Source organism: Pseudomonas sp. LBUM1660, assembly GCF_059695935.1.
Window position 1 is genome coordinate 2282870 of sequence record NZ_CP166795.1, and the last position, 24796, is coordinate 2307665.

Consider the following 24796-nt stretch of genomic DNA (forward strand, 5'->3'; position numbering starts at 1 on the left):
GATATCAAGATATGAACGTTACTATTTTGCATGGCTACAGTGCATCCAATTCCGGTGATGGCCTCCTGGTGGATTTGGCAATTGCCTTGGTGCTGCGAAACTTCGGTGCCGACACGTTAATCAATGTCGTTGCATCAGACCCCCAATCATTCAGTTACCTTCCCTATAAGCGGTATGACGCGCCGGTCATGGCGGCTAAAGGACTGGGACGCGTGAAGGAAGCGGTTTTCCTTAAACAGTCTTACGCACCGCTCGCTGACCTCTTGAGCACCAGCGATCTGATCGTCGGGGTGGGCGGTGGGTACATGCGGTCAAAGAGCGCCTTTGAACACATCAAGCTGAAACTGGGCCATGCCAAACAGCTCGAAACGGCGATCTTGAGCAAGGTGCCGTCGGTTTACCTGCCGCAAAGTATCGGCCCGTTCCACGGTGAGAGCAGCGCGATCGTAAAACACTATGCCAGTGCCGATGCGGTGTTTGTCCGCGACAACAGGTCGTCGGCTATTTTCCAATCCAATGAAAATGTTTATCGAGCGCCAGACCTGGCGGTCCAGGCGTTGGCGAAAAAGATTCTGGTGCAACCCAAGTTCACCCGCTGCGCGTCATCGCCGGCCGTGGTCTGCGTGGTTTTACGCAAGCCGCCGGAATGGAGCAAAGAGAAAAAGATCGCCTACGTTGCCAACTTGAAGCTTCTTTTGAAGAGACTAAGGGCGAAAAGCAAAGTGGTATGTGCTGTTCAAAGCGCCGTCCGTGGCAACGATGACGGGGCGTTCTATCGGGAACTTGGCATTACCGAGGACCTCTTGCCTTTGAAGGCGACCCTGTCCAAGTATCAGCCCGACCTGGTCATCTCCGTAAGGCTGCACGGAGCCATCGAGTCTTTACTCGCCGGCGTACCTGCGTTTCATATCAGCTATGAACGCAAAGGTTTTGGCGCCTATCAGGATATGGGCGTGGAAGATTGGGTAATCAACGGCGGGGACATAAATGTCGACACGATCATTGACACTGTTTACGCCCCGAACGCGTTGTCCAGATTCGGTAAAAAACTGACGGACACCTGCAAAGAAATCGAAGCCAAAACGGAGCTGATGGACACGATTATCAAAGGGATTGTTCGATGATATTTCGGCTGTTGCTACGCGGAGGTGCATTAGGCGCAAAGTTCTTGCTGGTGTTGGCCATCACGCATTACCTGGGTTACGAGGCATTGGGTTTCTACGGGGTGGTGGTGGCCGCTTCGTTGATCGCCTCGAAGTTTTACAGCGTCGGGTTCAGTTCTGAAATCAACCGGCTGATCAGCGTGGAGGGCAGTACGAAGCTTGTCGTTGATAAGGTACTGATTCTGTACCTGGCCGTTGGTTTGTTGTTATCGGTGGTCACGGTCGCGCTTTACTCACTGTTCAGCGATGTTGAGGCGAGTGCCGCGTTGATCGCGTGCGTCACGCTGTTGCTGCTCACCGAGCATCTGTCCTTCGAAATAAACTCGTTTGTCTTTTCCGCACAAAAGGCCAACTGGGGCGCGTTGTTGTTTTTCATCAAGACCGGCCTCTGGGCGCTCCTTGCCGTGGGCGGACTGATGGCGGGCGTAGTGTCCACCATCGCCAGTGTGCTTTGGTTATGGGTGGCCACCAACCTGTTGGTCATCGTGGCCGGTTACTTCATTGTGGTTAACGTTCATAAGGGCCGGGACGTCAGTGCCGTTACCACGGTTTCCGTCTGGAGAGCAGGGTTGCCCTTTTATCTGGGCGGCGGCCTGATCGCATTAAGTCAGTACGCTGAACGTTTTCTGATTCTGGACATTGAACCGTATGCCAGCCTCGGCAAATACGTTTACTCCTGGTCTGCCGCCAACACGTTGCAAGCATTGTCCTACGCCGTTGTTGCAGTGGTGGGCATTCCCGTGCTCGCCAAGCGTTATAAAAATAACCAGCAGGCGCTGACGGTTCGGCAATTGTTCGTTAATCAATGGGTGCTGCGCTCCTTGATTGTTTCCTGCGCGGTAGCTGTGCTGATTTATGCCTTCTTCAACATCCTGCTCGATTACGTGGACGCGGCAGTCCCGCGCCCGGATAACCGGATTTTAGCGATCCTGATTTTCTCTTTTGCCCTGCGCGCCGTCGGCGACATCGTGTGGGGAGGTCTTATTGCCTCAAAGAACAGTCGGGTCTCATTAGCCAGTGCGGCGATCTGCCTGGCGATTTCACTGCCCGTCAGTTATGTGCTCATCAAGCACTATTCAATTTACGGCGCGGCGTGGGGCAATGTCTTTTCGATCACGGTGCAGTTGGCCGTCATTGCGTTGCTGACCAGATTTGCCCGGTCGAAGGGGGCCTTGTAATGGCCATCTCTCTACCGTCCATAGAGTTTCGCGGAAGAAAACTCGATTCGCCCATTTCATTCCTGATTCTGCTGTGTGGTCTTTTTCTGTCTATTGCGATGCCGCTGCTGATGCACCGCGATCCTGGCCCGGATGCCATGACCCTGTGGACGTCATACGTTCGTTCAGATAATTGCAATTTCTGGAATCCGTTTTCACCAGACCGGTCCTCTTACGAGTGCTCCGCCTACCTGCTGCGTCCCACCGGTATCAACCTGACCAATGCGTGGGCCTACGGGATGTTGTGCAACCTGTTTCTGACCTCCATCCCGATCTTCATCTTCAAAAGAATACCGATAACGCTCTTCCTGACCTTGTGCCTTTGGGGGGTGGTCAGGTCGTTTTTCCTCGATAACCTGACCAAGGAGATCATTGTCTCGGTGGCGGTGATCGCCATTCTGTTTTTCTCCTTTTCGAAACGCTACCGCGCGGGCTTTTTCCTCTCTGCGCTGTTTTATGGCGTGCTGATCCGACCCTACTGGATATTGTTTTCGCTGGTCTGGGTCGGCGTGTGCGTGATGAAGAAGCATGTGTCGCGTTTCAGCTTTTTCGTGATGTTGTTTATGTTCTACCTGGTGATCGCGACGGCCATTCAGTTGCTGGTCGGCTATTCGGTTTCGTCCATTCGCGCCAGTAACAATGAACAGCGGACTTTGGGTGAAGAAGGCTCGAAGTCATTGATCGTTTCGTGGATTAACGGCGGTGACTTCGTGTCGCAGGCCGTGGACTCGATGAGCATCTTTTTCAGGCTGTCTTTCCCGGTGGAGTTGATCCTGCTCTCCGGCCTGGGGCAGATCATATTCGTCGTCCTGATGATGATGACCTCGTTATTGATGTTCAAAATGATCACGTCGAGTCATTACAAAGGCTCAACCATCGAGCCGAAAGTCAAAGAGCTGATTGCGATCCCACTGTCCTTTTTATTGGTGCAGGGGTTGTTCGAGCCTGACTTCGGCTCGTTTGCCCGACATTTCTCCATGGTGGTGCCGGTGCTGTTTCTGGGCCTGGGATTGCAGTTGCGCTCAAAAAAACCTGAGTCGGTTGAATCAAGCGTCTTGAGCTGAGGTTTGTGGTTTATGCAAAGCAAGAAAAAATCGTTGGAAATAGAAACGCTCAGAGGCCTGGCATGCCTGCTGCTGGTGCTCTATCACGTGATAGGGCCGCTGGGCGGCGGACTGAAAATAGATCTGGGGTCACCTTTTCGGGTGTTGGCGGATTCGATGGTGTACGTCAGGATGCCGCTGTTCACCTTCATATCGGGCTACATCTATTCGATATACAAAATCAGAGGCAATGACTTCTCCGCTTACTGCGTTGGCAAGGTGAGAAGGTTGATCGTGCCGTTGTTTTTTGTCGGTATTCCGTTTTCGGTGCTGCAGGTTGTAGGGCCTGGGGTTAACAAGGAGGTCGGGTTGCTCGACGCCTTGTTGTCGTTCTACATACCGGTTAACCATTTCTGGTTTTTGCAGGCCGTCTTCATCATCTTTGTGTTTGTCGGTTTTCTGCAGTGGCGCGGTCTGTTGCAGACGGCGACGCGGTTGTATCTGCTGTTCTTGTTTTCGGCGCTGGTGTTCTTGTTGCCGGTCTTTCCGGTTGATGCGTTTGGCATCAATGGCGCGGTCTATTTGCTGCCGTTTTTTGTGACGGGGATGATTTGTCACGAAAAGGTCAGTGCCTTGAAGCAATCGCTGAAAGTGATCGGTCCGGTGGTGTTCATCTTTATATCGGTTGTGCTGCTGTATGTCGCCGCCGTGGATCGCGAACTTATTGTCGATCGTAGAAGCGTTGTCGGTTTGCTCGTTGGCTGTATGTCCTGTGTCGCGCTACTGTCGACTGACATGCGCTCGAAAGCCTTGATCTGGCTGGGTGGATATTCTTACGCCATTTTCCTTTTTCACGTGCTGTTTGCCGCCAGTTCGCGGTTCGCCTTGGGGCGTTTGGGCGTCACGGACGACAGCGTTCTGGTCGCAGGCGGCGTGCTGTGTGGATTGTTGGGGCCCGTGCTGTTGTCGAACGTTTTCAGCCGTTTCACCCTGACTTCCGTTCTGTTTTTGGGCGAGCGTGTTACCCGCAAAAAGGCCCCAGAGGTCGGGTTGAAGGTGCCTCAATCCTGAGCGCATTCAGCCGACTTCCTGATAGAGGGATGAGTCAATGGTAGATGTCGATGATGTGCGCCCCGTTCCTGCTCCCGTTGTCGAAGTGAGAAGTTCACGCGAGCGGCTTGCCGCAACGGCCAAGGGTAAAGCGGTGGAGGTGCTGGCCATCTCGGTGATTGGCGACAGTTACAGCGCGGGGCAGGACTTTTATCTCAATGCCCTCACTCAGCACCTGGCGAAAGATTTTGGTTTCGCCGGGCCTGGTTATGTCGGGTTCAATCACGGTGCCGCGCTCGGTGGTACGAATTTCAAATACACCCGCAGCAGCGAGAAGTACTTCGGTGGGGATTGGGACGTTTCCAGTCTTGGCCAGGCAAGTCCGGACAGCCGCACTGTTACCGGCCAGGTCGGTGCTTATGTTGAGCTGGACTCCAACGAAACGACTGCCATCGATACGTCTATCGCCCATGCCAAATTGCTTTACCTGGGCAATGGCAAATCAAGTGAGATGCGCTATCGGTGGACACCTTCAGACACCTGGCATCCTTTGACGATGGCCGGATCAGGGGTTCAGGAAATGCAACTTAGCGTCCCCGCCAATGATGAATGGTCGTTAAGGCTCGAAGTCGTGAAAGGTGCGCCGACGTTGTTTGGTCTGTGGCTGGCCAATAATCAGGGCGGCGTCAGGGTCTCCAAACTCGCCGCTTCTGGCGCCGCCTCAGGTGACTTTTATAAAAGCGATCCCCCATGGCAAACCCAATGGAAGGCCGTCGTTTCAAAGATACCGGCGGACGTTTACCTGATCATGCTAGGCGGTAATGATCAGGGATTTGGCGTTAAGCCCAAGGACTATCTGGAGAACATGAAAGGGTTGGTGCGGATGATTCGCGAAGTTCATCCGGCGGCGAGCATTAACGTCATCCTGCGTCAGGACACAACGCGCTCCAGTGCTTATCCGATGTCGGAGTACGCCCAGGTACTTGAGCCTTGGGCGCGTTCGGAAAACATTGTGTATTCGAGTTTGCAATGCACGTTCGGTCCCGACTTCAAACGCTACGCCAGTGGCGGGCCGACCCCCATGATCGGCCCGGACAACATCCATCCCATCCCGGGTTCGGGCGGTCGGCTGATTGCCGATTACGTGTATCGCCTGATTGTCGCAGGTGTCAGTGAGTCGCCGGGTCAGTGTGGTTCCGCTTTGAAATAATCATTCACCGTTCAAAGCGTTCCAGATGGCTCAGCAGCTCTGCGGTTTTCACAGGCATCAAATCAGGATCACATCGCGTTTCAATTTTGATGACGATTGCCGGGTCGCTGTAGCGCACGCGAACCCGGAATCGCCAATCATTGAAAATCACTTTAAGCCCGTCGCGTTCATCGATATCCAGGGCCTGGTGGGCGTATAGATTTTTCAGATGGTTCAAGAGTGCAAACGGGTCCCTGACCGGGCGATGGATATCGCCCGAAGAGGGGAACACCCCGATGCGCTCAACCAACAAGGTTGCGCCAAACCAGGCCACCGAGGTGGAGGATAACGACGGGGTTTTTGACAGCCAGGCCATCACCCCGACGTTGCTCGCTTTCTGTTCGATGTCTACCGAGCGTTTTGCAGTGGTCATAGTGGCCTGCCTGGGTGAATGGGTGGGTCAAAGACCGTTGAGATAAAGCTGCTCATAGCAAAAGTTGGTGGCGTCGATATAGCCTTCTGCACCGCCGCAATCAAAGCGCATGCCTTCGAACTTGTAGGCCAGCACGCAGCCATTTTGCGCCTGCTTCATCAGCGCGTCGGTGATCTGGATTTCGCCGCCCTTGCCCGGTTGGGTGTCGGCGATCAAATCAAAGATGTCGGGGGTCAGAATGTAGCGGCCAATGATCGCCAGGTTGGACGGGGCGTCCTCGGGCGCCGGCTTCTCGACCATGCTGTTGACCCGGTAGATGCCTTCGGAAATCAACTCGCCGGCGATCACGCCGTATTTGTGAGTCTGATCACGGGGCACTTCTTGAATGGCCACGATCGAGCAACGGAATTTTTTGTAGAGCTTGATCATCTGCGCCAGTACGCCGTCACCTTGCAGGTTCAGGCACAAGTCATCCGCCAGCACCACGGCAAACGGTTCGTCGCCGATCAAGGGACGACCGCTGAGAATCGCGTGCCCCAGGCCTTTCATTTCGACCTGACGGGTGTAGGCGAACGTGCAGGTTTCAATCAGCTCCCGGGTGCTGGCCAGAAACTTTTCCTTCTCGGTGCCGCGAATCTGGTGTTCCAGTTCATAGCTGATATCGAAATGGTCTTCCAGCGCACGTTTGCCCCGGCCGGTCACAATTGCCATGTGCTGCAGACCGGCGTCCCGAGCTTCTTCAACGGCGTACTGGATTAAAGGCTTGTTGACGATCGGCAGCATTTCCTTCGGCATGGCTTTAGTAGCAGGCAAGAAGCGCGTGCCATAACCGGCGGCGGGGAACAAGCATTTACGAATCATAGATATATCCTGGAAAGTCATTGTTCGCAGCCGCACGGAAAACAGTGTCGAGCGTGGCTGTGAGTTTTGATGTATTGCGGAAGTTGTACTTTAATACCTGAGTGGGGATTTATTGGCAATTATTAGCGAGTGAAGAACAGGGTAAATGTTATTAGTTGTCGGGGCTGATGGCTTTTAGTTAATTTTAGTCGGTGTCCGTCAATAGTGTTGGTTGTTCTGAAGTGCTAATAAGTGTTGGCGTCAATGGGTGATGTGCGCATTTAACATTACCTGTAATTGAGCACTTCAATACCCCACTATGGACCGCTCTATGAAGATTCTGGTAACGGGTGGAACCGGTTATATCGGTTCTCACACCACACTTGCGCTGCTTGAGGCGGGCTTCGACGTGGTTGTACTGGACAACCTTTGCAATAGCTCTGACGCGTCCCTGCATGCCATTGAAGCCATCTGCGGAAAATCTGCGTCAATGATTCGCGGGGACGTATGCGACCGGGCATTGCTGGACCGGATTTTTCAGCAACATTCCATCGATGCTGTCCTGCATTTTGCCGGGCTCAAGGCCGTAGGCGAGAGCGTGCGCAAGCCGCTTGAGTATTACGAGGCCAATGTTTGCGGGAGCATTACGCTGTGTCAGGCGATGTCCGCGGCCGGCGTATTCCGCCTGGTGTTCAGTTCATCGGCCACGGTGTACGGCGCGCCCGAGCAGATGCCGATTCGTGAAGATTTTCCTACAGGCACGCCGACCAATCCTTACGGGCAATCCAAGCTGTTCATCGAAAACGTGCTGCAGGATCTGTGTGCGGCAGAGCCGCGCTGGAGCATCGCGCTGCTGCGTTATTTCAACCCGATTGGTGCTCACGCCAGTGGTCACATGGGCGAAGACCCCAGCGGGATTCCCAATAACCTGGTGCCTTACATCAGCCAGGTGGCCGTCGGCAGTCTGCAGGAACTGTCGATATTTGGTGACGATTACCCCACCGTCGATGGCACCGGTGTGCGCGACTACATCCACGTGGTGGATCTGGCGGACGGGCACTTAAAGGCGTTGCAGTCGATCGCGACGCGCACCGGAATCAATATCTGGAACTTGGGCACGGGCGACGGTTACAGCGTTCTGGAGGTACTGCGGGCATTTGAACAGGCCTCGGGGCGGCCAGTGCCTTATCGGGTAATGCCACGACGCTCGGGCGACATCGCCGAGTGTTGGGCCGATCCTTCCAAAGCGGCGAATGAGCTCGGCTGGAAGGCCACGCGGAATTTGCAGGAGATGATGACGGACACCTGGCGTTGGCAATCGAATCATCCCAAGGGTTACCTCGACTAAGGCTTGTGGGAGCTCCAGCCCCTGGGTTTTCTGCTGAACTGTTATATCAGGACGCGATGTTAATTATGGTCGGGAAAATTGACTGGAAACCCGTCCCGCAAGTCCGTAGATATAAAGAACACGCAGGAAGGAGTTTGATATGAAAAAGATGATGGTAATTGCCGTGTTGTCGATGATGAGCAGCGGGGCTTTCGCAGTAGAAGCACCTCTTTCACTGGATACAAAAGTACTGGGTGATGTAACGGCGGCACAAGCTGCATTGGCCAGCACCGCGCTGGTCTCAGGTGCAGTGGCTGCCTCCAGCAGCGGTGGAAGTTCCAATGGTGGAACAACCGGAAGTACCGGGACTACTGGCACTACCGGGACCACCGGCACGAACTGAGAAATACCGCAGGTGTCACACAAGATTGCCCGGCTAACACTGGGCGATCTTGTTTTGGGTTTGCCCTTGAATAGCGTAGTGCCATTATGATTCGTAGTGTTCCTTTTTTAATGCTGGCAAGTATTGCTTTGCAAGGTTGTATGTTTTCGCCGGGTCAACATATGAGCACCAGCGATATCACTCGCGAAGGCGCCAGCGAAAACAGTCGGGTTGAGCTTATTCCGATCACCCCCAAGCTCATCGCCATGGACAGGGCCACTCAGGTACATGAGTCATTGCCCCCGGAATTGTTGACCACGCCCGACGAATACCGCATTGGTAACAACGATGTCTTGTACATCACGGTATGGGATCACCCCGAGCTGACCGCACCTTCTGGCGCGCAACAGCAAATCGATGCAAACGGCCGTCTTGTTCGGTCCGATGGCACGCTTTATTACCCCTACATCAAAGAAGTCCAAGCCGCCGGAAAGACTATCCAGCAACTGCGATCCGATATTGCCGAGAAGTTGTCGACCTTCATCTCGGACCCGCAAGTGGACGTCGCCGTGTTGCGCTTTGCCAGTCAGAAAGTGGTGGTGTCGGGCGCCGTATTGAGAGCAGGCCCTCAAGCGATTTCCACCAACCCGCTCAACGTGGTTGAAGCCTTGGGTTCGGCCGGTGTCGATCCGCTGAATGCGGACTTGTCCGGGTTGCTGTTGACGCGAAACGGGCGGGTTTATCCCTTGAATCTCGACGCGCTCAATCAACAGCATGCCGAGTTGCAGAAGGTCTATCTCAGAGGCGGCGATCAGTTGTATTTGCCGTACAACGACAGCAAGAAGATCTACGTGATGGGCGAGGTTAATCAGCCGCGTGCATTGACGTTCAAGACCCGCACCATGAATCTTTCCGACGTCATTGGCTCTGTAGGCGGGTTGAACCAGACCACTTCAAACGGCAACGCCGTGTACGTCATCCGGGGCGTGGAAAACCTCGATGTAGAACCCGCCAAAATCTATCAACTGCAAGCCGAATCGCCTTCGGCCATGGCGCTTGCCACTCACTTCGATGTTCGTCCCCAGGACATTGTTTACGTGGGCCCTGCCAACGTCACCCGCTGGAACCGCTTCATCAGTCAATTGGTGCCATCGGCCTCGATTCTCGGTATGGGCGCGGCGGCACAAAACAACTTAAGCGAAGCTAACAGCAGATAAGGTCTGGTCCCACTGTGAGAACGTTGAAAGTTAGCGTCTGCTTGATGGCGGCCTTGCTGTTGTGTGGATGTAATCCGCTGATGAAGGCCACCTTGGCGAACTTCAAAGCCGTGGTCACCGGGCCAGACGATCTGGAATTGACCCCGGCGCAAGTGGCCGAGGTTCAGTATCCGCAACTCAAGTTGACGACCCCTTCCGGCGAAGGGGTGTTGGCGATGGTGCGTGAGCGAGGCGACTTGCAGTACTGGGTCGCGTCCGGCAAGCAGGTGCTGTTGCTGCGCGACGGCCTGGCGGTTCGCACTGTCGGACTGGGCTTCGAGGGTGACCTGGACGGGACCCGTATCGAAGCGCAATCGCCGTTCAAGCAAGGCCTTCACCGACTGCCCGACGGATACACCAGCCAGCGCTGGATCGATCTCTATCGAGGTTACGAAGTGGGTGTTGCCGTGAGCAGCCGCTTCACCCGCAAACCCATGGAAACCCTCAGGATCCTGGACAAGGAATACGCCGTGCTGCGTGTCGATGAGCAGATAGAAGCACCGGCTATTGGCCTGCGCGCGACTAATCATTATTGGGTCGATCCGGATAACGGTTTCATCCTCCAGAGTGAACAGCAACTGACAGGGCAACTCAGGGTGAAGATCGTGCAGTTGACCTCTGAGCGCAGGGCTGTCCGTTGAAGTTTCCCAAGATGTTATGGACGTGCCTGTTGTTGATCTCCGGTGGCGTGAATGCGGCAGTTAACGTCAGCGGCGATGTGCGCAGTCCGGGGGCGGTCGAGTTGCAACCCGGGGGGCGCGTGCTGGACGTGATGCGTTTGGCGCAACCCAATCCTGAAGGTTACTGGCTGGCGGCCGCCTGGCTGCGACAACCATTGCTTGAGGAGCAGACTCGGCTCAAGGCTGGGGTCTTGTTCGATCTGAAGGTGCTGCAACGCACCGCATTGCTCTTCGATCGCCCCAGCCGGGCGGCATTGGCGTTGCAGTTGTACGAGCAAGTCAGCCGCATGCCGGTTACAGGACGCCAGGTGGTGGTCCTTGATCCGATCGCGGTAGAGGTCGGGTTCGCTCGCAACTTCCGCCTCGATGACGGCGACAGCCTGATCTACCCGATGCGTTCCGATGTGGTTGAAGTGCTGGGCGCTGTCGCCGAACCGTGCCGGCTCGCCTATCGCCCGCTGCAAGAGGCGCGGGATTACCTGCAAGGGTGTTCACCGCTGGCCGATGCCGAAGCCGATTACCTCTGGATCGTTCAGCCCGATGGCGTTACGCGCCGGGTCGGCATTGCGCCGTGGAATCGCGAAAGCGGGCAGGTGCCAGCCGCGGGCAGCAAAATCCTGGTGCCTGTCAAAACCGATGATCTTAATCCGCCTATACCTGAACTGAATCAGCAGTTGGCCGAATTTATTGCCACGCAACTGGCTGAGGTGGTTCCTTGAATTTACGTTTTGCTGCAGTGTTGTTGTTGTTGTTGTTGTTGCCGTGTGGTTTGGCTCACGCAGAGCCGCGATTGACTCAAAATGATTTCGGCGGCGTGGGCTTGATGCAAACGCCGACGGCCCGAATGGCGCCGGCTGGCGAGTTGAGTGTGAATGCCAGTCGAACCGATCCCTACACCCGTTACAGCGTTTCATTGCAGCCATTTGAATGGCTGGAAGGCTCGTTTCGCTATACCGCGATCACCAACCGCCGGTATGGCCCGGAGTCGTTGAGCGGCGACCAGAGTTATAAAGACAAGGCCGTGGACCTCAAGGTCCGCCTGTGGCAAGAAAGCCACTGGGCGCCTGAACTGGCCCTGGGTTTTCGCGATGTCGGGGGTACCGGTCTGTTCTCCAGCGAATTCCTGGTCGCCAACAAACGCTATGACGACTTTGATTTCAGCGCGGGTATTGCCTGGGGATACATCGGTAATCGAGGCGATTTCGACAACCCGTTGGGTTGGGCGGCGGATCGCTTCAAGACCCGGCCGGACGGCGAGGGCACCGGTGACGTCAATACCAATGCTTATTTCCGTGGACGACCTTCATTGTTTGGCGGCGTGACCTACCAGACACCGTGGGACCCGCTCAGCCTGAAGCTCGAGTACGAAGGCAACGACTATAAAAACGAGCCGAAAGACAACGCCATCAAGCAAGACTCGCCTATCAACATCGGTGCAGTGTTCAAGCTGACCGATTCGGTGGATCTCAGCGCTGGCTGGGAGCGCGGCAATACCGCGATGTTCGGCATCACCCTGCACACCAACTTCGTCAACCGCAAGGCACCAGCCAAGACTTACGATCCGCCAGCGGAGCGTCTGCCGACGCAGGCACCCGCCACTTCACCGGATCAGGTCAACTGGGCCAACGTATCGCAACGCTTGCAGAAAAATGCGGGCTATAAAGTCGAGCGCATTACTCAGCGCGGCCCCGAGTTGTTTGTGTACGGCGAGCAGACGAATTATTTCCATTCGGCAAAAGCCGTCGGCCGCGCCAGCCGGATTCTGGACAACAGCGTCAGCGATGATATCGACTGGTTCACCCTGGTGAACAAGCGTTACGACATGCCGCTGGAAGAAACCAGCGTGCCTCGCGAGACCTTTCGCGAAGTGGTCAACAACGAGGAGCCGCTGCAAACCTTGCACCGCACCACTGAGGTCAACGGTGCGATGCCGCACACCGAGACTACGCTCTATACGGCGACACGCGATCCCTTCAACTATGGCTTCGGACTTGGCTACAAACAGAACGTCGGTGGCCCTGATGGTTTGCTCTATCAGTTGAGCGCCGATGCGGACGCCGAGTATCGCTTCACGCGCAACACCTGGTGGAGCGGCCTGCTCAGCGCCAATCTGGTGAACAACTACGACAACTTTACCTACGATGCACCGAGTGGCTTGCCCCGGGTGCGGACGGACCTGCGCAAGTACCTGACGACCTCTGACGTCACCATGCCCACGTTCCAGCTCAGCCACGCCGAGCAACTGGATAAAGACCTGTATGGCATGGTCTACGGCGGCTATCTGGAGTCGATGTTTGCCGGTGTGGGCGGTGAGGTGCTGTTCCGTCCGGCAGGCCAGCGTTGGTCGGTGGGTGCAGACCTGAACTACGTGCGTCAGCGCGAGTTCAACCAGGGCTTTGGCCTGCGCGATTACTCGACCGTGACCGGCCACATTACCGGTTATACCGACTTGCCTTTCGATACCCAGGCAGCCGTCAGTGTCGGGCGTTACCTGGCGCGGGATTGGGGCGCCACAGTCGACCTGTCGCGGGAGTTCCGCAATGGTGTGCGATTCGGTGCCTGGGCCACGCTCACCACCGCGACAAAAGCGGAATACGGTGAAGGCAGTTTCGACAAGGGCATCTACATCTCCATTCCTTTCGACGAGTTGATGAGCATGTCGACCATGCGTCGGGCCAATATCGTCTGGTCGCCGCTGACCCGGGACGGCGGTGCACGGCTCAATCGCAGTTACTGGCTGCACTCGATGACCGATAGCCGTGACAGCGACTTGTTCTACCGTAACTTCGACAAGATCACTGAGTGAAGGCGCGCGATCTGCAGGGCGAATAGCGCTGTAGATCGAATCGCGGTCGACCGGAAGGGGACTACCTGGAAGGTCTTTTAGTGAGCAGCGCCATCTTGCGCAGGGTTCTCTGCGTTAAACCGACACACTTGCAACAATAAGCCGGGGGCTGACTCAGCTCCCGGCTTGAACAGGTGTTGCCGCGTATCAGGGGGCCTGGTGTGGCAGGGCCGTGAGTGCGACTCAGCGCCCAATAGACGCCCATGAAAAAGGGGACTTGCGTCCCCTTGTCATTTTGCGGTGCCTGGCATTCAAACGATCAATAGATGTCTTTTGACAGCAACGTGAAGGGAGTCTTTACCAGAATCTTCAGGTCCAGCCACAACGACCAGTTATTGATGTACTTGAGATCGATCTCCACACGCTTTTGCATCTTGTCGATGGTGTCGGTCTCGCCACGGCAACCGTTGATTTGAGCCAGCCCGGTAATCCCCGGTTTGATTCGGTGGCGAGCCATGTAGGCGAGAATCTTCCCGGAGTAGTAATCGTTGTGTGCAACGGCGTGGGGACGTGGTCCGACCAGGGCCATATGGCCTTGCAGCACATTGATCAGCTGCGGTAGCTCATCCAGAGAAGTGCGACGGATAAAGCGTCCAACCGGAGTGATTCGTGAATCGTTACGGCTGGCCTGCTTGACCTCTAGATCATCGTGCACGCGCATCGAGCGAAACTTCCAGACCTGGATCACCTTGCCATTCCAGCCGTGGCGGTCCTGCTTGAAGAACACCGGGCCTGGGGAGTTGAGTTTAACGGCCAGGGCAATCAGTAACAGCAGCGGGCTTAGAAGAACAATGGCCAATAGCGCCACGCTCTTTTCCAGCAAGCTTTTACTCAGCGCGGCGGTTGGCTGGCTGGTCAACGGGCTTTCATTCAAGTAGATCGCCGGCAAGCCGTCCACGACCCTTACCGAGTGATTGAGCAGCGTCAGGCTGTTCAAATCCGGCACCCAGACCACATCGACGTTGGCCCCCAGCAAATCGACATACATGGCTTCGATTTTTGCCGCTTCACTCAGGGGCAGCGTGATGTACAAACGTCGGATGTCATGGGCCTTGATCAACTCCAGCAACTGCTCCTGCGGGCCTACGATTGGCGGTGACCCCATCGCCAGCGGGAGCGTGGTGTCGGTGCTGACCAACCCCACCAGCGGGAAGTGTTCCAGGCTACGCAGCTTCCTGGCGAGTCCCAGCGCCAACTCACCCGTACCGACGATCAGGGTTATATGCTCGCTTTGAAGTGAGCGTTGATAGTATTGCGAGAAACCGTGCAGCGGAACGTACAACAGTGCCTGCCCGAGGTAACCGCAGGCTGCCCATACCAGGATCAGTTGACGGGAGAACAGTTCATCGGCCTTGCAGATGAACGCCACACAGGCCAATGCCGCCAGGGTCATTGTCCAGCCCATCAACAAACGTCCCAATCCCTCAAGGTAGTTATCTTTCTTCGCATAGACGCCACACCATGTATAGGCGGGCACCGAGGCAAGTACCGCAAGAATTGCGCACACCCGATAATAGAACTCTACCGTTCCGGTCTGGTAATAAACCAATAGAAACAACAGGGCCACAACAAAGCCCTGACCCAGTGCCCATTGTCCCCAGAAGGTCAATCCTTTGAGGTGGGTATTTCGATTGATACGAAGATTGTTAACCATGCGATATCCCCAAAATACGTCCATTCGCGTGTCGACAGACAAGAGCCAAGTTGATGTAACAAACATTATTATTTTTATAAGAGGGCAAAACATTGACGGTCGAAACGCCACTGTGCGGCGCGCTCGTCAGTGAATAGATTAATTTATTGGGCAGAAAGCTGTCTGACGACTTTTAACGAGTGGTTTGTTTATCTGGCGATTATGTTGAGATGGCGAGGTGTTAGAAAAGGTCGATAATTTAAGTGGATTCAAGGGTGAGGAGGGCGGGATTTGTCTGAGGGCACGGGACGCGCTGGAGGGTGAAATGGTGGGGTGCTTTTGTTGTTTTTGTATGCACTACCATTGGTGGCATTTCATTAACTCAGGTGAGACTTTTCCCCCGTATGATTTTTTGAATCAGGCAATAACCACGATTTCTGACTGCTCGGAAAAGACGTTCGCCATTACTGGCATTTTTAAACTTTTCCTGTAGCCGGCTCAGGCACATTTCCAGGCCTCGATAATGTTCGGGTTCTCTGCCAATGCTCCGAATAAGGTCATCTTTGCTGACTACCCGGTCATCATGGTGCAGCATCTTTTTTACCAGTGTGGCTTCAAGACCAGTCAATACAATCTCGACATCATCTTTAATCAAAGCGCCATTGGCATTGCTCAGTCGCCAGGCTTCGGAATAAGGATAGTGTGGTCTCGCCGTCACGTTGGAGAGTGAATCCCTGGTGTCATCCCGATCTTCATCTGCCAGTGAGGAAATATTATTGCACCGTGTATCGGACTGGGCCGCTCGCCACTCGGATTCGAATGTCGAGAGTATGCGCTGTGTATCATTCCTGATAACAGGAGGGACAATCCTGTCCAGGTGAGGGGAAATAAACTCCATGAGTTTGGGGGCGGAAGAGGGTAGGGCAACACCTTCGACAAACATCTTTGCCTGTGGCGTACCGAATGAGTTATAGCGCGCGCTCGATAGTAATGCTTCAAGCTCAAGTTGTAATGCCGGACTATGAGTAACGACGACAAAATATTTTCTGGGGAGGGGTGTACTGCTTTCCATGTCTCTCTCCTGAAGGGGCACACTCGGTTTTTAGTTTAATAGGTTGTCGGCAGGGGAGTAATGGCTCCCTTGAAAGTAATCAAATGGCAGTGCGCGTGCCAGTAAATGGCTAGCAGCATGCTCTACTCGGTCGGCTATAAAGGCGACTTTGGTGGTGTGAGTCAGCATGGTCATGCGGTCGTGGAGTCGGTTGAATAAATCGGGGTTGCCTGTCAGTTTAAGGCTCAAGTCTAGGGCTGAAAGGGGGATCTTTATATAGTCGAAAATATTCAGGGTTGTAAATATTTCGATACTTTCATCTTCGAAGTTATAGCCATCGAACGCGATTTCTACGCCGTGATCCTTCAGCAGATATACGTTGTTGAGGATTTTCTTTTTATCAATGAAGCTGACTGCCGAAAGGGGTAGTTCATTGAAAGCGATAACCAGTGTCTGGCCAAAATTGCGCAGGGCTTCGCTGGACTGTATCAATTCTTCCGTCAGTGCGGAATCGGTGAGGTCTGATTGTCCAACGCAAACAAATCTGCGACTTAAGTATTTGTTTTTAATGGATATATTTTGATCTTTTAGCGAAAAGGCAATCAGCCGGGTCTGCATGAGCACTTGACTGTAAATGCCGTTCATCTCTTGCGGTGCAGCAAAGGATGCATGAGCCTGACTGTCGTCAAACTGAATTCTGATTTCGCTGCCAAATGGGCAGTCGTCACGAGTTAGGATCAATTGTCGAGACAGATAATGACTCGCACGATAGATGTGTGACGCGCTCATCGTTGCGCTCATAATGCGATAACTCCCTGCATATTAATTATCAGGCGGTCGAGATCAGACCCCTGACAAGACGATATCCATGCCCACGAATACTTTGAATGGCGTTGGTGCCATACATGCCTTTTATCTTGCCGCGAAGGCGGCTGATAGATTTTTCCAAAGCTCTTGGGTCATAAAAAGTTATATTCAGACCCATGATTCTGGCGATTTCATCATGGCTCAATATTTGGTTTCTTGTTTCGGAAAATGCTTCAAGAATTTTCATTTCCGGAAACGATACATCCAGCTTTTTATAGTCTCCAATCAGGCACATACGCATCGGGTCCAAGAGCAGATTGTGCTGCTTGTGCCATTCTGCGCTATTAAAAAACTCGGAAAGTACGTCCGGGTTATCTTCAGGAAACGTACTGAATTTAATGCAGTGGTCGGCGCCGGCAAGATAGTATTTCATCTTGTTGTAGGTGCCTTTGCCGGTGATGGCTACAAAGATAATAAGGGCCTGGTTGTCGGCACGCATATTTTCCACCAAGGCGATGCTTTCATCAAACACCCGAGGGCTGTCAATGACAATGAATACTGCACGGTATGAATGGGAGTCCTTGTTCTTTCTATACAAGTTGTTGTAACACGTAGTGTCAACGGGTATATCATGCGCTACATAGTTTGCAACTAATGTCCTGAAACCCTCAGCTAAACTATGGGTCCGCCCAATGGTGAGAATGCCCGTCACCTCCTTTGTGTGGCTGTGGCTGGTATTCGTTAATTTCCCTGTAAGCATCATGCTTTGACTCGGCTGGGTGCTGACATTTGGATGTTAATGCACCAATTCTCATTTGTGACTGACAATTGGTAACATTTCCCGGGTTTTCAAGCAGACGTCACAATTTTTTTAACATTGTTGGCCAATCTGGCGAGATCCTTTGTGCTCGGGATGCTTGGCATGCACGGTGGCAAAGGGGCATCATTGTGCCATCTTTTCGCGCAATGTCCCGCTTTTCCAGTTCAATAAGCCTGGGTGGGTGGCTGAAGCCGCCGTAGTTGGATTTTTTATGGGGAGCGTATGAGTTGCCAGAATTAGGCTGCTTTAAGTGCTAGTTTGAGTATGTCTTTAGTTTCGAACTAACTGATATTTCTTGTTATATAACGTCCTGGCTCATGGGGGGAGGTTATGACATTTGTTAACGTTGAGTTTAAATCCAGGGCTGAATGCGTTTTACTGACTCGTTGGCGATAAAACCGTGAGTTCGTCAGCAGATTTGCTTTTGTGGATGAGGGGGATTAATGGATTTTTGGACTACCGTAACGATATTGATTTTAGGCATGGTGGAAGGACTGACAGAGTTTTTACCCATATCAAGTACAGGGCACCAAATCATTGTTGCGGACCTGCTCGGCTTCGGCGGTGAGCGTGCGATGGCCTTCAATATCATCATTCAGCTGGGGGCCATCCTGGCCGTGGTCTGGGAGTTTCGGCGCAAGATTCTCGAGATCGTCACAGGCTTGCCAACCCAACGCAATGCGCAACGGTTTACCTTGAACTTATTGATCGGCTTTATGCCTGCCGTTGTCCTGGGTGTATTGTTCGCCGATAAGATCCACGAGTATCTGTTTAATCCAATCACCGTGGCGGTGGCATTGGTAGTGGGCGGCATCATTATGTTGTGGGCTGAGCGGCGCGAACATGTGGTGTATGTCGACCATGTTGACGACATGCGCTGGACCGACGCGTTAAAGGTCGGTTTCGCTCAATGCCTGGCGATGATACCGGGCACCTCACGCTCTGGATCGACCATTATCGGTGGGTTGCTATTCGGACTGTCGCGCAAGGCGGCCACCGAGTTCTCGTTCTTCCTGGCCATGCCAACCATGGTCGGTGCCGCCGTCTACTCAGGCTACAAGTATAGGGATCTGTTCCAGGCCGGCGACCTGCCAGTCTTCGCCTTGGGCTTCGTCACCGCGTTCTTCTTCGCCATGATCGCCGTGCGCGGCTTGCTCAAGTTTATCGCCAGCCACAGCTACGCCGCGTTCGCCTGGTACCGAATTGCATTCGGTCTGGTGATCCTGGCCACATGGGCATTCGGTTGGGTTAACTGGACTGAAGCAGCGCTCTGACACTTGAACCAGGCTGCGGACCCACCAGCCTGGTATTTAAAAGATAAAACGGATCAACGCCCTTCAAGCAACTCAGCTGCCTGATCCAGCAACGCCAAAGGCTCTTTAGCCTTGTGGATATCCACCGACAACAACTGCCGAAACTTGCGTGCCCCCGGAAAACCGGTGCCCAGCCCCAACACATGCCGGGTGATATGGTGCATCGAACCGCCCGCATCAATATGCGCCGCAATATAAGGCCGCAACTGCGCCAGTGCCTCCGCCCGGCTAATCACCGGCGCCGTACTGCCGAACAATTGCTGATCCACCTCGGCCATCACATAAGGATTGTGATACGCCTCGCGGCCCAACATCACACCGTCAAACGTCTGCAAATGCGCGTGACAGGCCTCCAGCGTCTTGATCCCGCCGTTAAGAACAATCTCCAGCTCTGGAAAATCCGCCTTCAACCGCGCCGCCACGTCATAACGCAGGGGCGGAATGTCACGGTTCTCTTTCGGCGACAACCCCTCCAGAATCGCAATACGCGCATGCACCGTAAAACTCGTGCACCCGGCATCCCGAACCGTCCCGACGAAATCAACCAACTCCTCGTAACTGTCCCGCCCATTAATCCCGATCCGATGTTTCACCGTCACCGGAATCGACACCGCATCGCGCATCGCCTTCACACAATCCGCCACCAACTGCGGATGCCCCATCAGGCACGCGCCGATCATATTGTTCTGCACCCGATCACTCGGACAGCCGACATTCAGATTCACCTCGTCGTAACCGTGGTCCTGGGCCATGCGGGCGCAGGCGGCCAAGTCGAGAGGGACGCTGCCGCCGAGTTGCAGGGCCAGCGGGTGTTCGGCTTCGTTGTGACGGAGGAAGCGTTCGTGATCACCGTTGAGGAGTGCGCCGGTGGTGACCATTTCGGTGTAGAGGAGGGCGTTTTTCGATAATAGACGTAGGAAAAAACGGCAGTGGCGGTCAGTCCAATCCATCATAGGTGCAACACTGAACCGTCGAGATAGCGCAGGGCTTATGTTTACTGGTCTGGAGTGCGTGTTTGGCTGCATTTCGGTCTACGTATTTTCAGCGTGTTTTAGGGTGTTTTCGGGCGTTTTTCGTATGTCGGTGGTACGATGTACCACTTCAAAACTGACGCGTACCACTTTCAATATGGCGACTATCAGGGCAAGAAAACTGGCGGATGGGACTGTGAGCTACACCGCTCAGATCCGCATCAAGCGCGACGGAGTGCAAGTCTACCAAGAGAGCCAGACCTTCGCCCGAAAACAGGCGGCTCAGGCCTGGGCGCGAAAGCGCGGTGCGGAGCTAGATGAGCCTGGTGCGATCGAGCGGGCGAACCGAGCAGGCGTCACGGTCAGTGACATGATCGCTCGCTACCTGGACGAAATGGAGAAGGCGCGGCCGCTTGGGAAAACTAAGCGCGCCACGTTGAATGCCATTTCGGAAACAGACTTCGGCAAGTTGCTCGATTCCGAATTGAATAGTCAGCAACTGGTGGACTACGCGCTTTGGCGCATGAGTAAAGCAGGTGGCGGGGTGCAGCCTCAAACTGCGGGCAACGATCTGGCCCACCTCGGCGCAGTGTTATCAATTGCTCGTCCGGCTTGGGGGTATCAAGTTGACCCGCATGCGATGGGTGATGCACGGAAAGTGCTGCGCAAGCTCGGCTACAACATGAAAAGCCGGGAGAGGGATCGTCGCCCGTCGTTGGACGAGTTAAACAAGATCCTTGGTTACTACGAAGAAATGCAGGCGCGCCGGCGCAGCGCCATCAATATGCTCAAGGTGGTGGGCTTCGCGATCTTTTCCACTCGGCGCCTTGATGAGATTACGCGCATTCGCTGGACTGATGTTGATGAGGCTGGTCAGCGGGTGATGGTTCGGGATATGAAAAATCCTGGGCAAAAGATCGGCAACGACGTGTGGTGTTATTTGCCGGATGAGGCGTGGAAGATTCTTCAAACAATGCCCAAAGCCGGTGACGATATTTTCCCTTATAGCCCGGAGTCTATTTCTACTTCGTGGGCGAAGGCCTGCAAGTTATCCGATATTAATGATCTGCACTTTCACGATCTGAGGCACGACGGTGTTAGTCGTTTGTTTGAAATGGACTGGGATATTCCGCGTGTGGCCAGCGTTTCAGGTCACCGGGATTGGAACTCGTTGAGGCGCTATACCCATCTGCGTGGCAGGGGAGATCAATACTCGGGATGGGAGTGGCATGACAAGATATTGAAGGCGCCTGTGCAACTAGGCGCCGCTTCATTGAAATGGCTTAAGAGGCGCGTTTTAAGCCATTGAGCTGGTTGCATTCCTTGACTGCCGCTTCCCGTTGTAAGTCGAGATAGGCGGCAAGGTCAGTGATGTGAATACCCTTTGCACTTTTCTGGCTGGGTTCCAGGCGGGTGATCGGGATTTTGATCTGCCCCGCCAACACCTTGCGTTGGAACATTTCGGTGGTCAGGTGTGTGAAGTAGTCCTTGCACACCTGGTCCAGTGGGATGATTGCGCGACCGTTGTACTGCGCCATCAGTATGAAGGCTGTATTCATTGGGTGACTCCTGCACGGAGCGCTATGCCTTCGGCTTGGCGCAGCTTGCTGCATTGTTCGTGGTTACCGTGTGCCCGCGACTTGTCGCATTTGTCGCAGATGGTTTGCAGATCGAGGGGCGGCATTTGCCCTTGGCGGATTCGGACCGTTCGGCGAAGGGCTGTCATGCGGCCTCCTTAAGTACTTGTGCTTGTCGCCATGGATCATTTGCCCGGGCAAGCGCTGCCATCGGCGGTGGGCTGACGCTGTTGCCACACATGTGGACCTGCTGGGTTTTGGTGAACGGCTTGCCGTCGGCGCCGTGGCTGATGATGTAGTCGGCGGGGAAACCCTGAGCTTTGTACAGTTCGGCCGGTTGCAGCATCCGCAGGCAGATGTCGACGATCACGTATGGCGTGCCCTTGATGGTCACCGTGACCAGGCCCAGTCGGTCCTTGGTAGTGATGGTCGGTGCTGGCTCGCCGGCGCCGCTCACGTTCTCGGTACCGTAGTAGCTGATGAGGAATGCCGCGACCCGGAGTGCACCGGCTTCAACCTCCGGAGAAAGCTGGAACTCAACCAACGAGCTCTTTCCGCCACCGCCTGCCGTGATAGTTGGTGCTGGCTCATCCACCGCCTGGCCTACGCTGGCACCGAACTGACGCTCCATGAACGCGGTGACCAGTCCGTGGTGGGTGCCGCCGGCGCTGATGGTGTGCAGCGGATCGGCAGTGTCCCGCGCATCGCAGTTGCCACGCAGGTGCACCAGGTTGGCGGTCACCAGTTGCTGCTGGCTGCCGGTATTGGTCACCGTGGTCATTGGGTCTTCGATGCTCTTGGCGGCGGTAGTGTTGAAGCCGCCATTCATCTGGGCCATGAACACCGTCGAGATACCCATTGCATGAGCGGCGCCGGCCGGGCGCTGGTAGTTTCCACCGCTGGTGATGGTAGGCAGCGGCTCGTTGAGAGCCTTGCCCTCATCAGCAAACCGGAACTTCACCAGGTGCGCCGCGGCGATCGCGCGATGGTTCTGGGGCATCAGGGTCCCGGCCGGCTGATCGACGGCGGCCGGATTGCCTGAGTATTCAGGTCCACCGGCACCGACCAGCACCGGGCTGATCAGCGTCAGTTCGCCGCGGTTGGCGCAGGTCACCGTCGGCAGTGGGGCGTGCGGGTCGTTGATCCGGTCACTACCCTGGTGCGTGGCTGGCGCGATGATTGGGCTGGCCATGGCGAACGAACCACCGCGCGGCCAAGAGGTGACAGTGCGCAGCGGGTCGTGCGCTGACTGAACACTTTCACCGGACCAGTTGGCGATCGGCACGATAAACGGATCGGCTGCATCGATGACGAACTTCTTCATGCCCTTGGCGATTCGGCGCAGCGTGGCGTCGGCCAGTGGTTTTGGCCGTCCGAAAATGCTTTTGGTCGGCACAGTCCAATCGATGCACTCAGCAGCGGTGCGCCACTTCTGTTGGCCCTTTACCGGGTGCTTGGCGTGTGTCGGCGCGGGCCAGAAAATCGGCTCACCGTCACAGCGGGCAATCATGAAGAGGCGTTCGCGGCTGGTCGGTGCGCCGAAGTCGCAGGCCTTAAGGACACGCCATTCGACGACATAGCCCAGGTGCTGCAGCTCGGCGACAAAGGTTGCCCAGGTCTGGCCGCGCCGCTTCGGGTCAGGCACCAGAAACTGCTGGTGAACCGGAACGACTTCGCCCGGCTCGGCAATGCGGTTAATCATGCTTTTGGGTTTGGTCGGGTGCGGTACCAGGTCCAAGGTGATAACCCGCCCGGTCGACTTGCAACGCTTGGCGATCAGCGGGCCCCACTGGAGGATCTGTTTCACGTTTTCCAGGCTGATGACGCGGGGCTTTTTCTTGCCGGCCCACTTCAGACCTATCCACGACAGGTTGCGAATTTCGCGCTTGCGCGGCTGGCCGCCAGCTGCCTGGCTGTGGTGTGTGCAGTCCGGTGACATGTGGAACCAACCAACGGCCTTGCCGCCGCACTCGGTATCCGGATCACCGTCGAACACGTCGGTGGTGTAGTGCACGGCGCCCGGGTGATTGACGGTGTGCATGCTGATTGCCTGAGGGCTGTGGTTCTTCGCGACATTCACCGCGCGGCCCAATCCCATTTCCAGCCCGGTACCGGCGCCGCCACCACCGCAGAAGAAGTCGACAACGATCTCTTCATCCTGAGCGTTGAAGCCCAAACCATATTGAGTTTTGAAGTCGAAGGGGTGCTTTTTGAATGCGGTCATGCACTCATCCTCCGGCGGTGGTCACACTGCATCAGCTCCATCAGGCGGCTGAAGAACTTCATGCTCGCCACTTGGGCGGATATCGGAGTGATACGCTCAGGCATTACCGGGATGCCCTTGAGGCATTGCCATTCGCCGAAGTGTTGCGGCATCAAGTCACGGCGTTCGGTAGCAAGGGCCACAATGTCGGCTCGCATAACGCTTTCTGGCAGGGCTTGGGGGATGTTGAAGCGTTCGCAGATGGCGAGCCAGACCCGTTGCTCAGCCTCGCGGTACTCGGGCATTAGCGCTTTGAGCGGGCTGGTCATGTCGCCGAGGTATGCCTCGGCTGCGTCGTGAATCAGCGCCGCGAGCTGGTCCTTCTTCGGTACCAGGTCACACACGATTAGGCTGTGCTGGGCAACGCTGTAGTGTTCGCGCGTGTGGCCGTTGAATCTGCAAAGGTTGGCAAGTGCGTGGGCTATGTCGTGCGGGCTGATCATGGCTGCTGTGGGAGCGAGCAGATCGAACTGTCGACCGCTGTGGGTCAGAATCCAAGTCATGCTGCACCTCGCCCGAGACTCAGTTCCTTGCGGTTGAAATCGGTCCTCAACTTATCCGCAACCGAAAGCGTCGATAGCGCTCGGTCTGCAAGTTTTTTGATCTGGATCTGCTGGGCATATGCTTTCGCGTTTACTAATTCGGTGCCAGGGAATGCCTTCCATGTTTCTTGGGCGAGACGCAGGCTGTCCGCCGTGTTGAGCAGTACGTGCGCGTCCTCTCGGGTAAGGAAGGTACCGAACGACAAGGTCTGCCGATACAGTGCAAGGTAGCGCTGCTTGGCATCGTACAGATCAGCTTGATACTGCTTGAGATCGTCGCTGCTACGGCGATTGACCCGCTTCGTTGCTTTGAAAAAGTAGAAGGATGTCAGCAGCCAGCCGACCAGAAGGCCGAAGAGGATGATGCTAGTTTCATTTTGCATGTGCTGTGTAC

24 protein-coding genes are annotated in these 24796 nt (G+C 55.0%); 13 read left to right on the forward strand and 11 right to left on the reverse strand.

What is annotated here, in order from left to right; genetic code table 11:
* Positions 1 to 11 precede the first annotated feature (11 nt).
* From ACA068_RS10660 to ACA068_RS10680, 5 genes are read left to right on the forward strand one after another with little or no spacing between them, the layout of a single operon-like run.
* Positions 12 to 1124: a polysaccharide pyruvyl transferase family protein gene (locus ACA068_RS10660; RefSeq protein ID WP_042932696.1), complete on the forward strand. Its 1113-nt coding sequence runs from the start codon at positions 12 to 14 to the stop codon at positions 1122 to 1124.
* Positions 1121 to 2341, forward strand: coding sequence for an MATE family efflux transporter (locus tag ACA068_RS10665; protein WP_497309633.1), 1221 nt, complete (start codon positions 1121 to 1123; stop codon positions 2339 to 2341). Before ACA068_RS10660 ends, ACA068_RS10665 begins: the two co-directional genes overlap by 4 nt.
* Positions 2341 to 3444: a hypothetical protein gene (locus ACA068_RS10670; protein WP_497310568.1), complete on the forward strand. Its 1104-nt coding sequence runs from the start codon at positions 2341 to 2343 to the stop codon at positions 3442 to 3444. The genes ACA068_RS10665 and ACA068_RS10670 overlap by 1 nt, the downstream gene beginning before the upstream one ends.
* Before the next feature lie 12 nt (positions 3445 to 3456).
* On the forward strand, positions 3457 to 4494 hold the full coding sequence (locus ACA068_RS10675) for an acyltransferase family protein (protein ID WP_497309635.1): 1038 nt from the start codon (positions 3457 to 3459) through the stop codon (positions 4492 to 4494).
* 37 nt (positions 4495 to 4531) lie between these two features.
* Positions 4532 to 5683 carry an SGNH/GDSL hydrolase family protein gene (locus ACA068_RS10680; protein ID WP_497309637.1) on the forward strand — a complete coding sequence of 384 codons (1152 nt, stop codon included), beginning with the start codon at positions 4532 to 4534 and terminating at the stop codon, positions 5681 to 5683.
* Between the two features lie 4 nt (positions 5684 to 5687).
* Here the strand turns inward: ACA068_RS10680 and ACA068_RS10685 are convergent, their stop codons facing one another.
* Positions 5688 to 6095: a mannose-1-phosphate guanylyltransferase gene (locus ACA068_RS10685; protein WP_497309639.1), complete on the reverse strand. Its 408-nt coding sequence runs from the start codon at positions 6093 to 6095 to the stop codon at positions 5688 to 5690.
* 27 nt (positions 6096 to 6122) lie between these two features.
* The gene (galU, locus tag ACA068_RS10690) at positions 6123 to 6956 is read right to left on the reverse strand and encodes a UTP--glucose-1-phosphate uridylyltransferase GalU (RefSeq protein ID WP_497309641.1); all 834 of its coding nucleotides are present in this window, start codon (positions 6954 to 6956) and stop codon (positions 6123 to 6125) included.
* Positions 6957 to 7266: 310 nt separating this feature from the next.
* Between galU and galE the strand changes: the two genes are divergently transcribed.
* The 6 genes from galE to ACA068_RS10720 all read left to right on the forward strand — a co-directional run bounded on the left by galE (position 7267) and on the right by ACA068_RS10720 (position 13386).
* Positions 7267 to 8283: a UDP-glucose 4-epimerase GalE gene (galE, locus tag ACA068_RS10695; protein ID WP_497309642.1), complete on the forward strand. Its 1017-nt coding sequence runs from the start codon at positions 7267 to 7269 to the stop codon at positions 8281 to 8283.
* A 139-nt stretch (positions 8284 to 8422) separates the two neighbouring features.
* Positions 8423 to 8665 carry a hypothetical protein gene (locus ACA068_RS10700; protein ID WP_497309643.1) on the forward strand — a complete coding sequence of 81 codons (243 nt, stop codon included), beginning with the start codon at positions 8423 to 8425 and terminating at the stop codon, positions 8663 to 8665.
* Between the two features lie 86 nt (positions 8666 to 8751).
* On the forward strand, positions 8752 to 9861 hold the full coding sequence (locus ACA068_RS10705; protein ID WP_497309644.1) for a polysaccharide biosynthesis/export family protein: 1110 nt from the start codon (positions 8752 to 8754) through the stop codon (positions 9859 to 9861).
* Between the two features lie 14 nt (positions 9862 to 9875).
* Positions 9876 to 10541 carry a YjbF family lipoprotein gene (locus ACA068_RS10710; protein WP_094471565.1) on the forward strand — a complete coding sequence of 222 codons (666 nt, stop codon included), beginning with the start codon at positions 9876 to 9878 and terminating at the stop codon, positions 10539 to 10541.
* Positions 10542 to 10552: 11 nt separating this feature from the next.
* Positions 10553 to 11299 (forward strand): capsule biosynthesis GfcC family protein, encoded by a 747-nt coding sequence (locus tag ACA068_RS10715; RefSeq protein WP_497309646.1) that lies wholly within the window; start codon positions 10553 to 10555, stop codon positions 11297 to 11299.
* Entirely contained in the window at positions 11296 to 13386 is a 2091-nt protein-coding gene (locus tag ACA068_RS10720; protein WP_497309648.1) for a YjbH domain-containing protein, read from the forward strand. The genes ACA068_RS10715 and ACA068_RS10720 overlap by 4 nt, the downstream gene beginning before the upstream one ends.
* Before the next feature lie 298 nt (positions 13387 to 13684).
* Here the strand turns inward: ACA068_RS10720 and ACA068_RS10725 are convergent, their stop codons facing one another.
* The 4 genes from ACA068_RS10725 to ACA068_RS10740 form a co-directional block, all read right to left on the reverse strand.
* Positions 13685 to 15079: an undecaprenyl-phosphate glucose phosphotransferase gene (locus ACA068_RS10725; RefSeq protein ID WP_497309649.1), complete on the reverse strand. Its 1395-nt coding sequence runs from the start codon at positions 15077 to 15079 to the stop codon at positions 13685 to 13687.
* A gap of 361 nt (positions 15080 to 15440) precedes the next feature.
* Positions 15441 to 16130 (reverse strand): winged helix-turn-helix domain-containing protein, encoded by a 690-nt coding sequence (locus ACA068_RS10730; RefSeq protein ID WP_497309651.1) that lies wholly within the window; start codon positions 16128 to 16130, stop codon positions 15441 to 15443.
* A 30-nt stretch (positions 16131 to 16160) separates the two neighbouring features.
* Complete coding sequence (locus ACA068_RS10735; protein WP_497309653.1) at positions 16161 to 16910, reverse strand: EAL domain-containing protein; 750 nt, start codon at positions 16908 to 16910, stop codon at positions 16161 to 16163.
* A 28-nt stretch (positions 16911 to 16938) separates the two neighbouring features.
* Entirely contained in the window at positions 16939 to 17679 is a 741-nt protein-coding gene (locus ACA068_RS10740) for a winged helix-turn-helix domain-containing protein (RefSeq protein WP_497309655.1), read from the reverse strand.
* Positions 17680 to 18179: 500 nt separating this feature from the next.
* Here ACA068_RS10740 and ACA068_RS10745 point away from each other — a divergent pair, with 500 nt between their 5' ends.
* On the forward strand, positions 18180 to 19010 hold the full coding sequence (locus ACA068_RS10745) for an undecaprenyl-diphosphate phosphatase (protein WP_497309657.1): 831 nt from the start codon (positions 18180 to 18182) through the stop codon (positions 19008 to 19010).
* A 53-nt stretch (positions 19011 to 19063) separates the two neighbouring features.
* Here ACA068_RS10745 and dusA read toward each other — a convergent pair whose 3' ends face one another.
* Entirely contained in the window at positions 19064 to 20074 is a 1011-nt protein-coding gene (gene dusA, locus ACA068_RS10750; RefSeq protein ID WP_497309659.1) for a tRNA dihydrouridine(20/20a) synthase DusA, read from the reverse strand.
* A 103-nt stretch (positions 20075 to 20177) separates the two neighbouring features.
* Between dusA and ACA068_RS10755 the strand changes: the two genes are divergently transcribed.
* Positions 20178 to 21329, forward strand: coding sequence for a tyrosine-type recombinase/integrase (locus ACA068_RS10755; protein WP_497310569.1), 1152 nt, complete (start codon positions 20178 to 20180; stop codon positions 21327 to 21329).
* Here ACA068_RS10755 and ACA068_RS10760 read toward each other — a convergent pair.
* From ACA068_RS10760 to ACA068_RS10775, 4 genes are all read right to left on the reverse strand, one after another.
* The gene (locus ACA068_RS10760; RefSeq protein ID WP_154501318.1) at positions 21304 to 21579 is read right to left on the reverse strand and encodes a pyocin activator PrtN family protein; all 276 of its coding nucleotides are present in this window, start codon (positions 21577 to 21579) and stop codon (positions 21304 to 21306) included. The genes ACA068_RS10755 and ACA068_RS10760 overlap by 26 nt on opposite strands.
* Positions 21580 to 21742: 163 nt before the next feature.
* The gene (locus ACA068_RS10765; RefSeq protein ID WP_497309661.1) at positions 21743 to 23821 is read right to left on the reverse strand and encodes a DNA cytosine methyltransferase; all 2079 of its coding nucleotides are present in this window, start codon (positions 23819 to 23821) and stop codon (positions 21743 to 21745) included.
* Positions 23818 to 24363, reverse strand: a complete 546-nt coding sequence (locus tag ACA068_RS10770; RefSeq protein ID WP_497309663.1) for a phosphohydrolase — start codon at positions 24361 to 24363, stop codon at positions 23818 to 23820. Before ACA068_RS10770 ends, ACA068_RS10765 begins: the two co-directional genes overlap by 4 nt.
* Positions 24360 to 24785, reverse strand: coding sequence for a hypothetical protein (locus tag ACA068_RS10775; RefSeq protein ID WP_497309665.1), 426 nt, complete (start codon positions 24783 to 24785; stop codon positions 24360 to 24362). The genes ACA068_RS10770 and ACA068_RS10775 overlap by 4 nt, the downstream gene beginning before the upstream one ends.
* Positions 24786 to 24796 lie beyond the last annotated feature (11 nt).

What these genes read in the sequence shown, in the direction of transcription:
- galE (WP_497309642.1), top strand. Translation starts at nt 7,267, where the DNA reads ATGAAGATTCTGGTAACGGGTGGAACCGGTTATATCGGTTCTCACACC.
- ACA068_RS10775 (WP_497309665.1), bottom strand. Translation starts at nt 24,785, where the DNA reads ATGCAAAATGAAACTAGCATCATCCTCTTCGGCCTTCTGGTCGGCTGG.
- ACA068_RS10665 (WP_497309633.1), top strand. Translation starts at nt 1,121, where the DNA reads ATGATATTTCGGCTGTTGCTACGCGGAGGTGCATTAGGCGCAAAGTTC.
- ACA068_RS10760 (WP_154501318.1), bottom strand. Translation starts at nt 21,579, where the DNA reads ATGAATACAGCCTTCATACTGATGGCGCAGTACAACGGTCGCGCAATC.
- ACA068_RS10765 (WP_497309661.1), bottom strand. Translation starts at nt 23,821, where the DNA reads ATGACCGCATTCAAAAAGCACCCCTTCGACTTCAAAACTCAATATGGT.
- ACA068_RS10685 (WP_497309639.1), bottom strand. Translation starts at nt 6,095, where the DNA reads ATGACCACTGCAAAACGCTCGGTAGACATCGAACAGAAAGCGAGCAAC.
- ACA068_RS10755 (WP_497310569.1), top strand. Translation starts at nt 20,178, where the DNA reads ATGGCGACTATCAGGGCAAGAAAACTGGCGGATGGGACTGTGAGCTAC.
- ACA068_RS10675 (WP_497309635.1), top strand. Translation starts at nt 3,457, where the DNA reads ATGCAAAGCAAGAAAAAATCGTTGGAAATAGAAACGCTCAGAGGCCTG.
- ACA068_RS10735 (WP_497309653.1), bottom strand. Translation starts at nt 16,910, where the DNA reads ATGAGCGCAACGATGAGCGCGTCACACATCTATCGTGCGAGTCATTAT.
- ACA068_RS10745 (WP_497309657.1), top strand. Translation starts at nt 18,180, where the DNA reads ATGGATTTTTGGACTACCGTAACGATATTGATTTTAGGCATGGTGGAA.
- ACA068_RS10660 (WP_042932696.1), top strand. Translation starts at nt 12, where the DNA reads ATGAACGTTACTATTTTGCATGGCTACAGTGCATCCAATTCCGGTGAT.
- galU (WP_497309641.1), bottom strand. Translation starts at nt 6,956, where the DNA reads ATGATTCGTAAATGCTTGTTCCCCGCCGCCGGTTATGGCACGCGCTTC.
- ACA068_RS10715 (WP_497309646.1), top strand. Translation starts at nt 10,553, where the DNA reads ATGTTATGGACGTGCCTGTTGTTGATCTCCGGTGGCGTGAATGCGGCA.
- ACA068_RS10730 (WP_497309651.1), bottom strand. Translation starts at nt 16,130, where the DNA reads ATGGAAAGCAGTACACCCCTCCCCAGAAAATATTTTGTCGTCGTTACT.
- ACA068_RS10680 (WP_497309637.1), top strand. Translation starts at nt 4,532, where the DNA reads ATGGTAGATGTCGATGATGTGCGCCCCGTTCCTGCTCCCGTTGTCGAA.
- ACA068_RS10740 (WP_497309655.1), bottom strand. Translation starts at nt 17,679, where the DNA reads ATGATGCTTACAGGGAAATTAACGAATACCAGCCACAGCCACACAAAG.
- dusA (WP_497309659.1), bottom strand. Translation starts at nt 20,074, where the DNA reads ATGCAGCCAAACACGCACTCCAGACCAGTAAACATAAGCCCTGCGCTA.
- ACA068_RS10700 (WP_497309643.1), top strand. Translation starts at nt 8,423, where the DNA reads ATGAAAAAGATGATGGTAATTGCCGTGTTGTCGATGATGAGCAGCGGG.
- ACA068_RS10725 (WP_497309649.1), bottom strand. Translation starts at nt 15,079, where the DNA reads ATGGTTAACAATCTTCGTATCAATCGAAATACCCACCTCAAAGGATTG.
- ACA068_RS10770 (WP_497309663.1), bottom strand. Translation starts at nt 24,363, where the DNA reads ATGACTTGGATTCTGACCCACAGCGGTCGACAGTTCGATCTGCTCGCT.
- ACA068_RS10670 (WP_497310568.1), top strand. Translation starts at nt 2,341, where the DNA reads ATGGCCATCTCTCTACCGTCCATAGAGTTTCGCGGAAGAAAACTCGAT.
- ACA068_RS10705 (WP_497309644.1), top strand. Translation starts at nt 8,752, where the DNA reads ATGATTCGTAGTGTTCCTTTTTTAATGCTGGCAAGTATTGCTTTGCAA.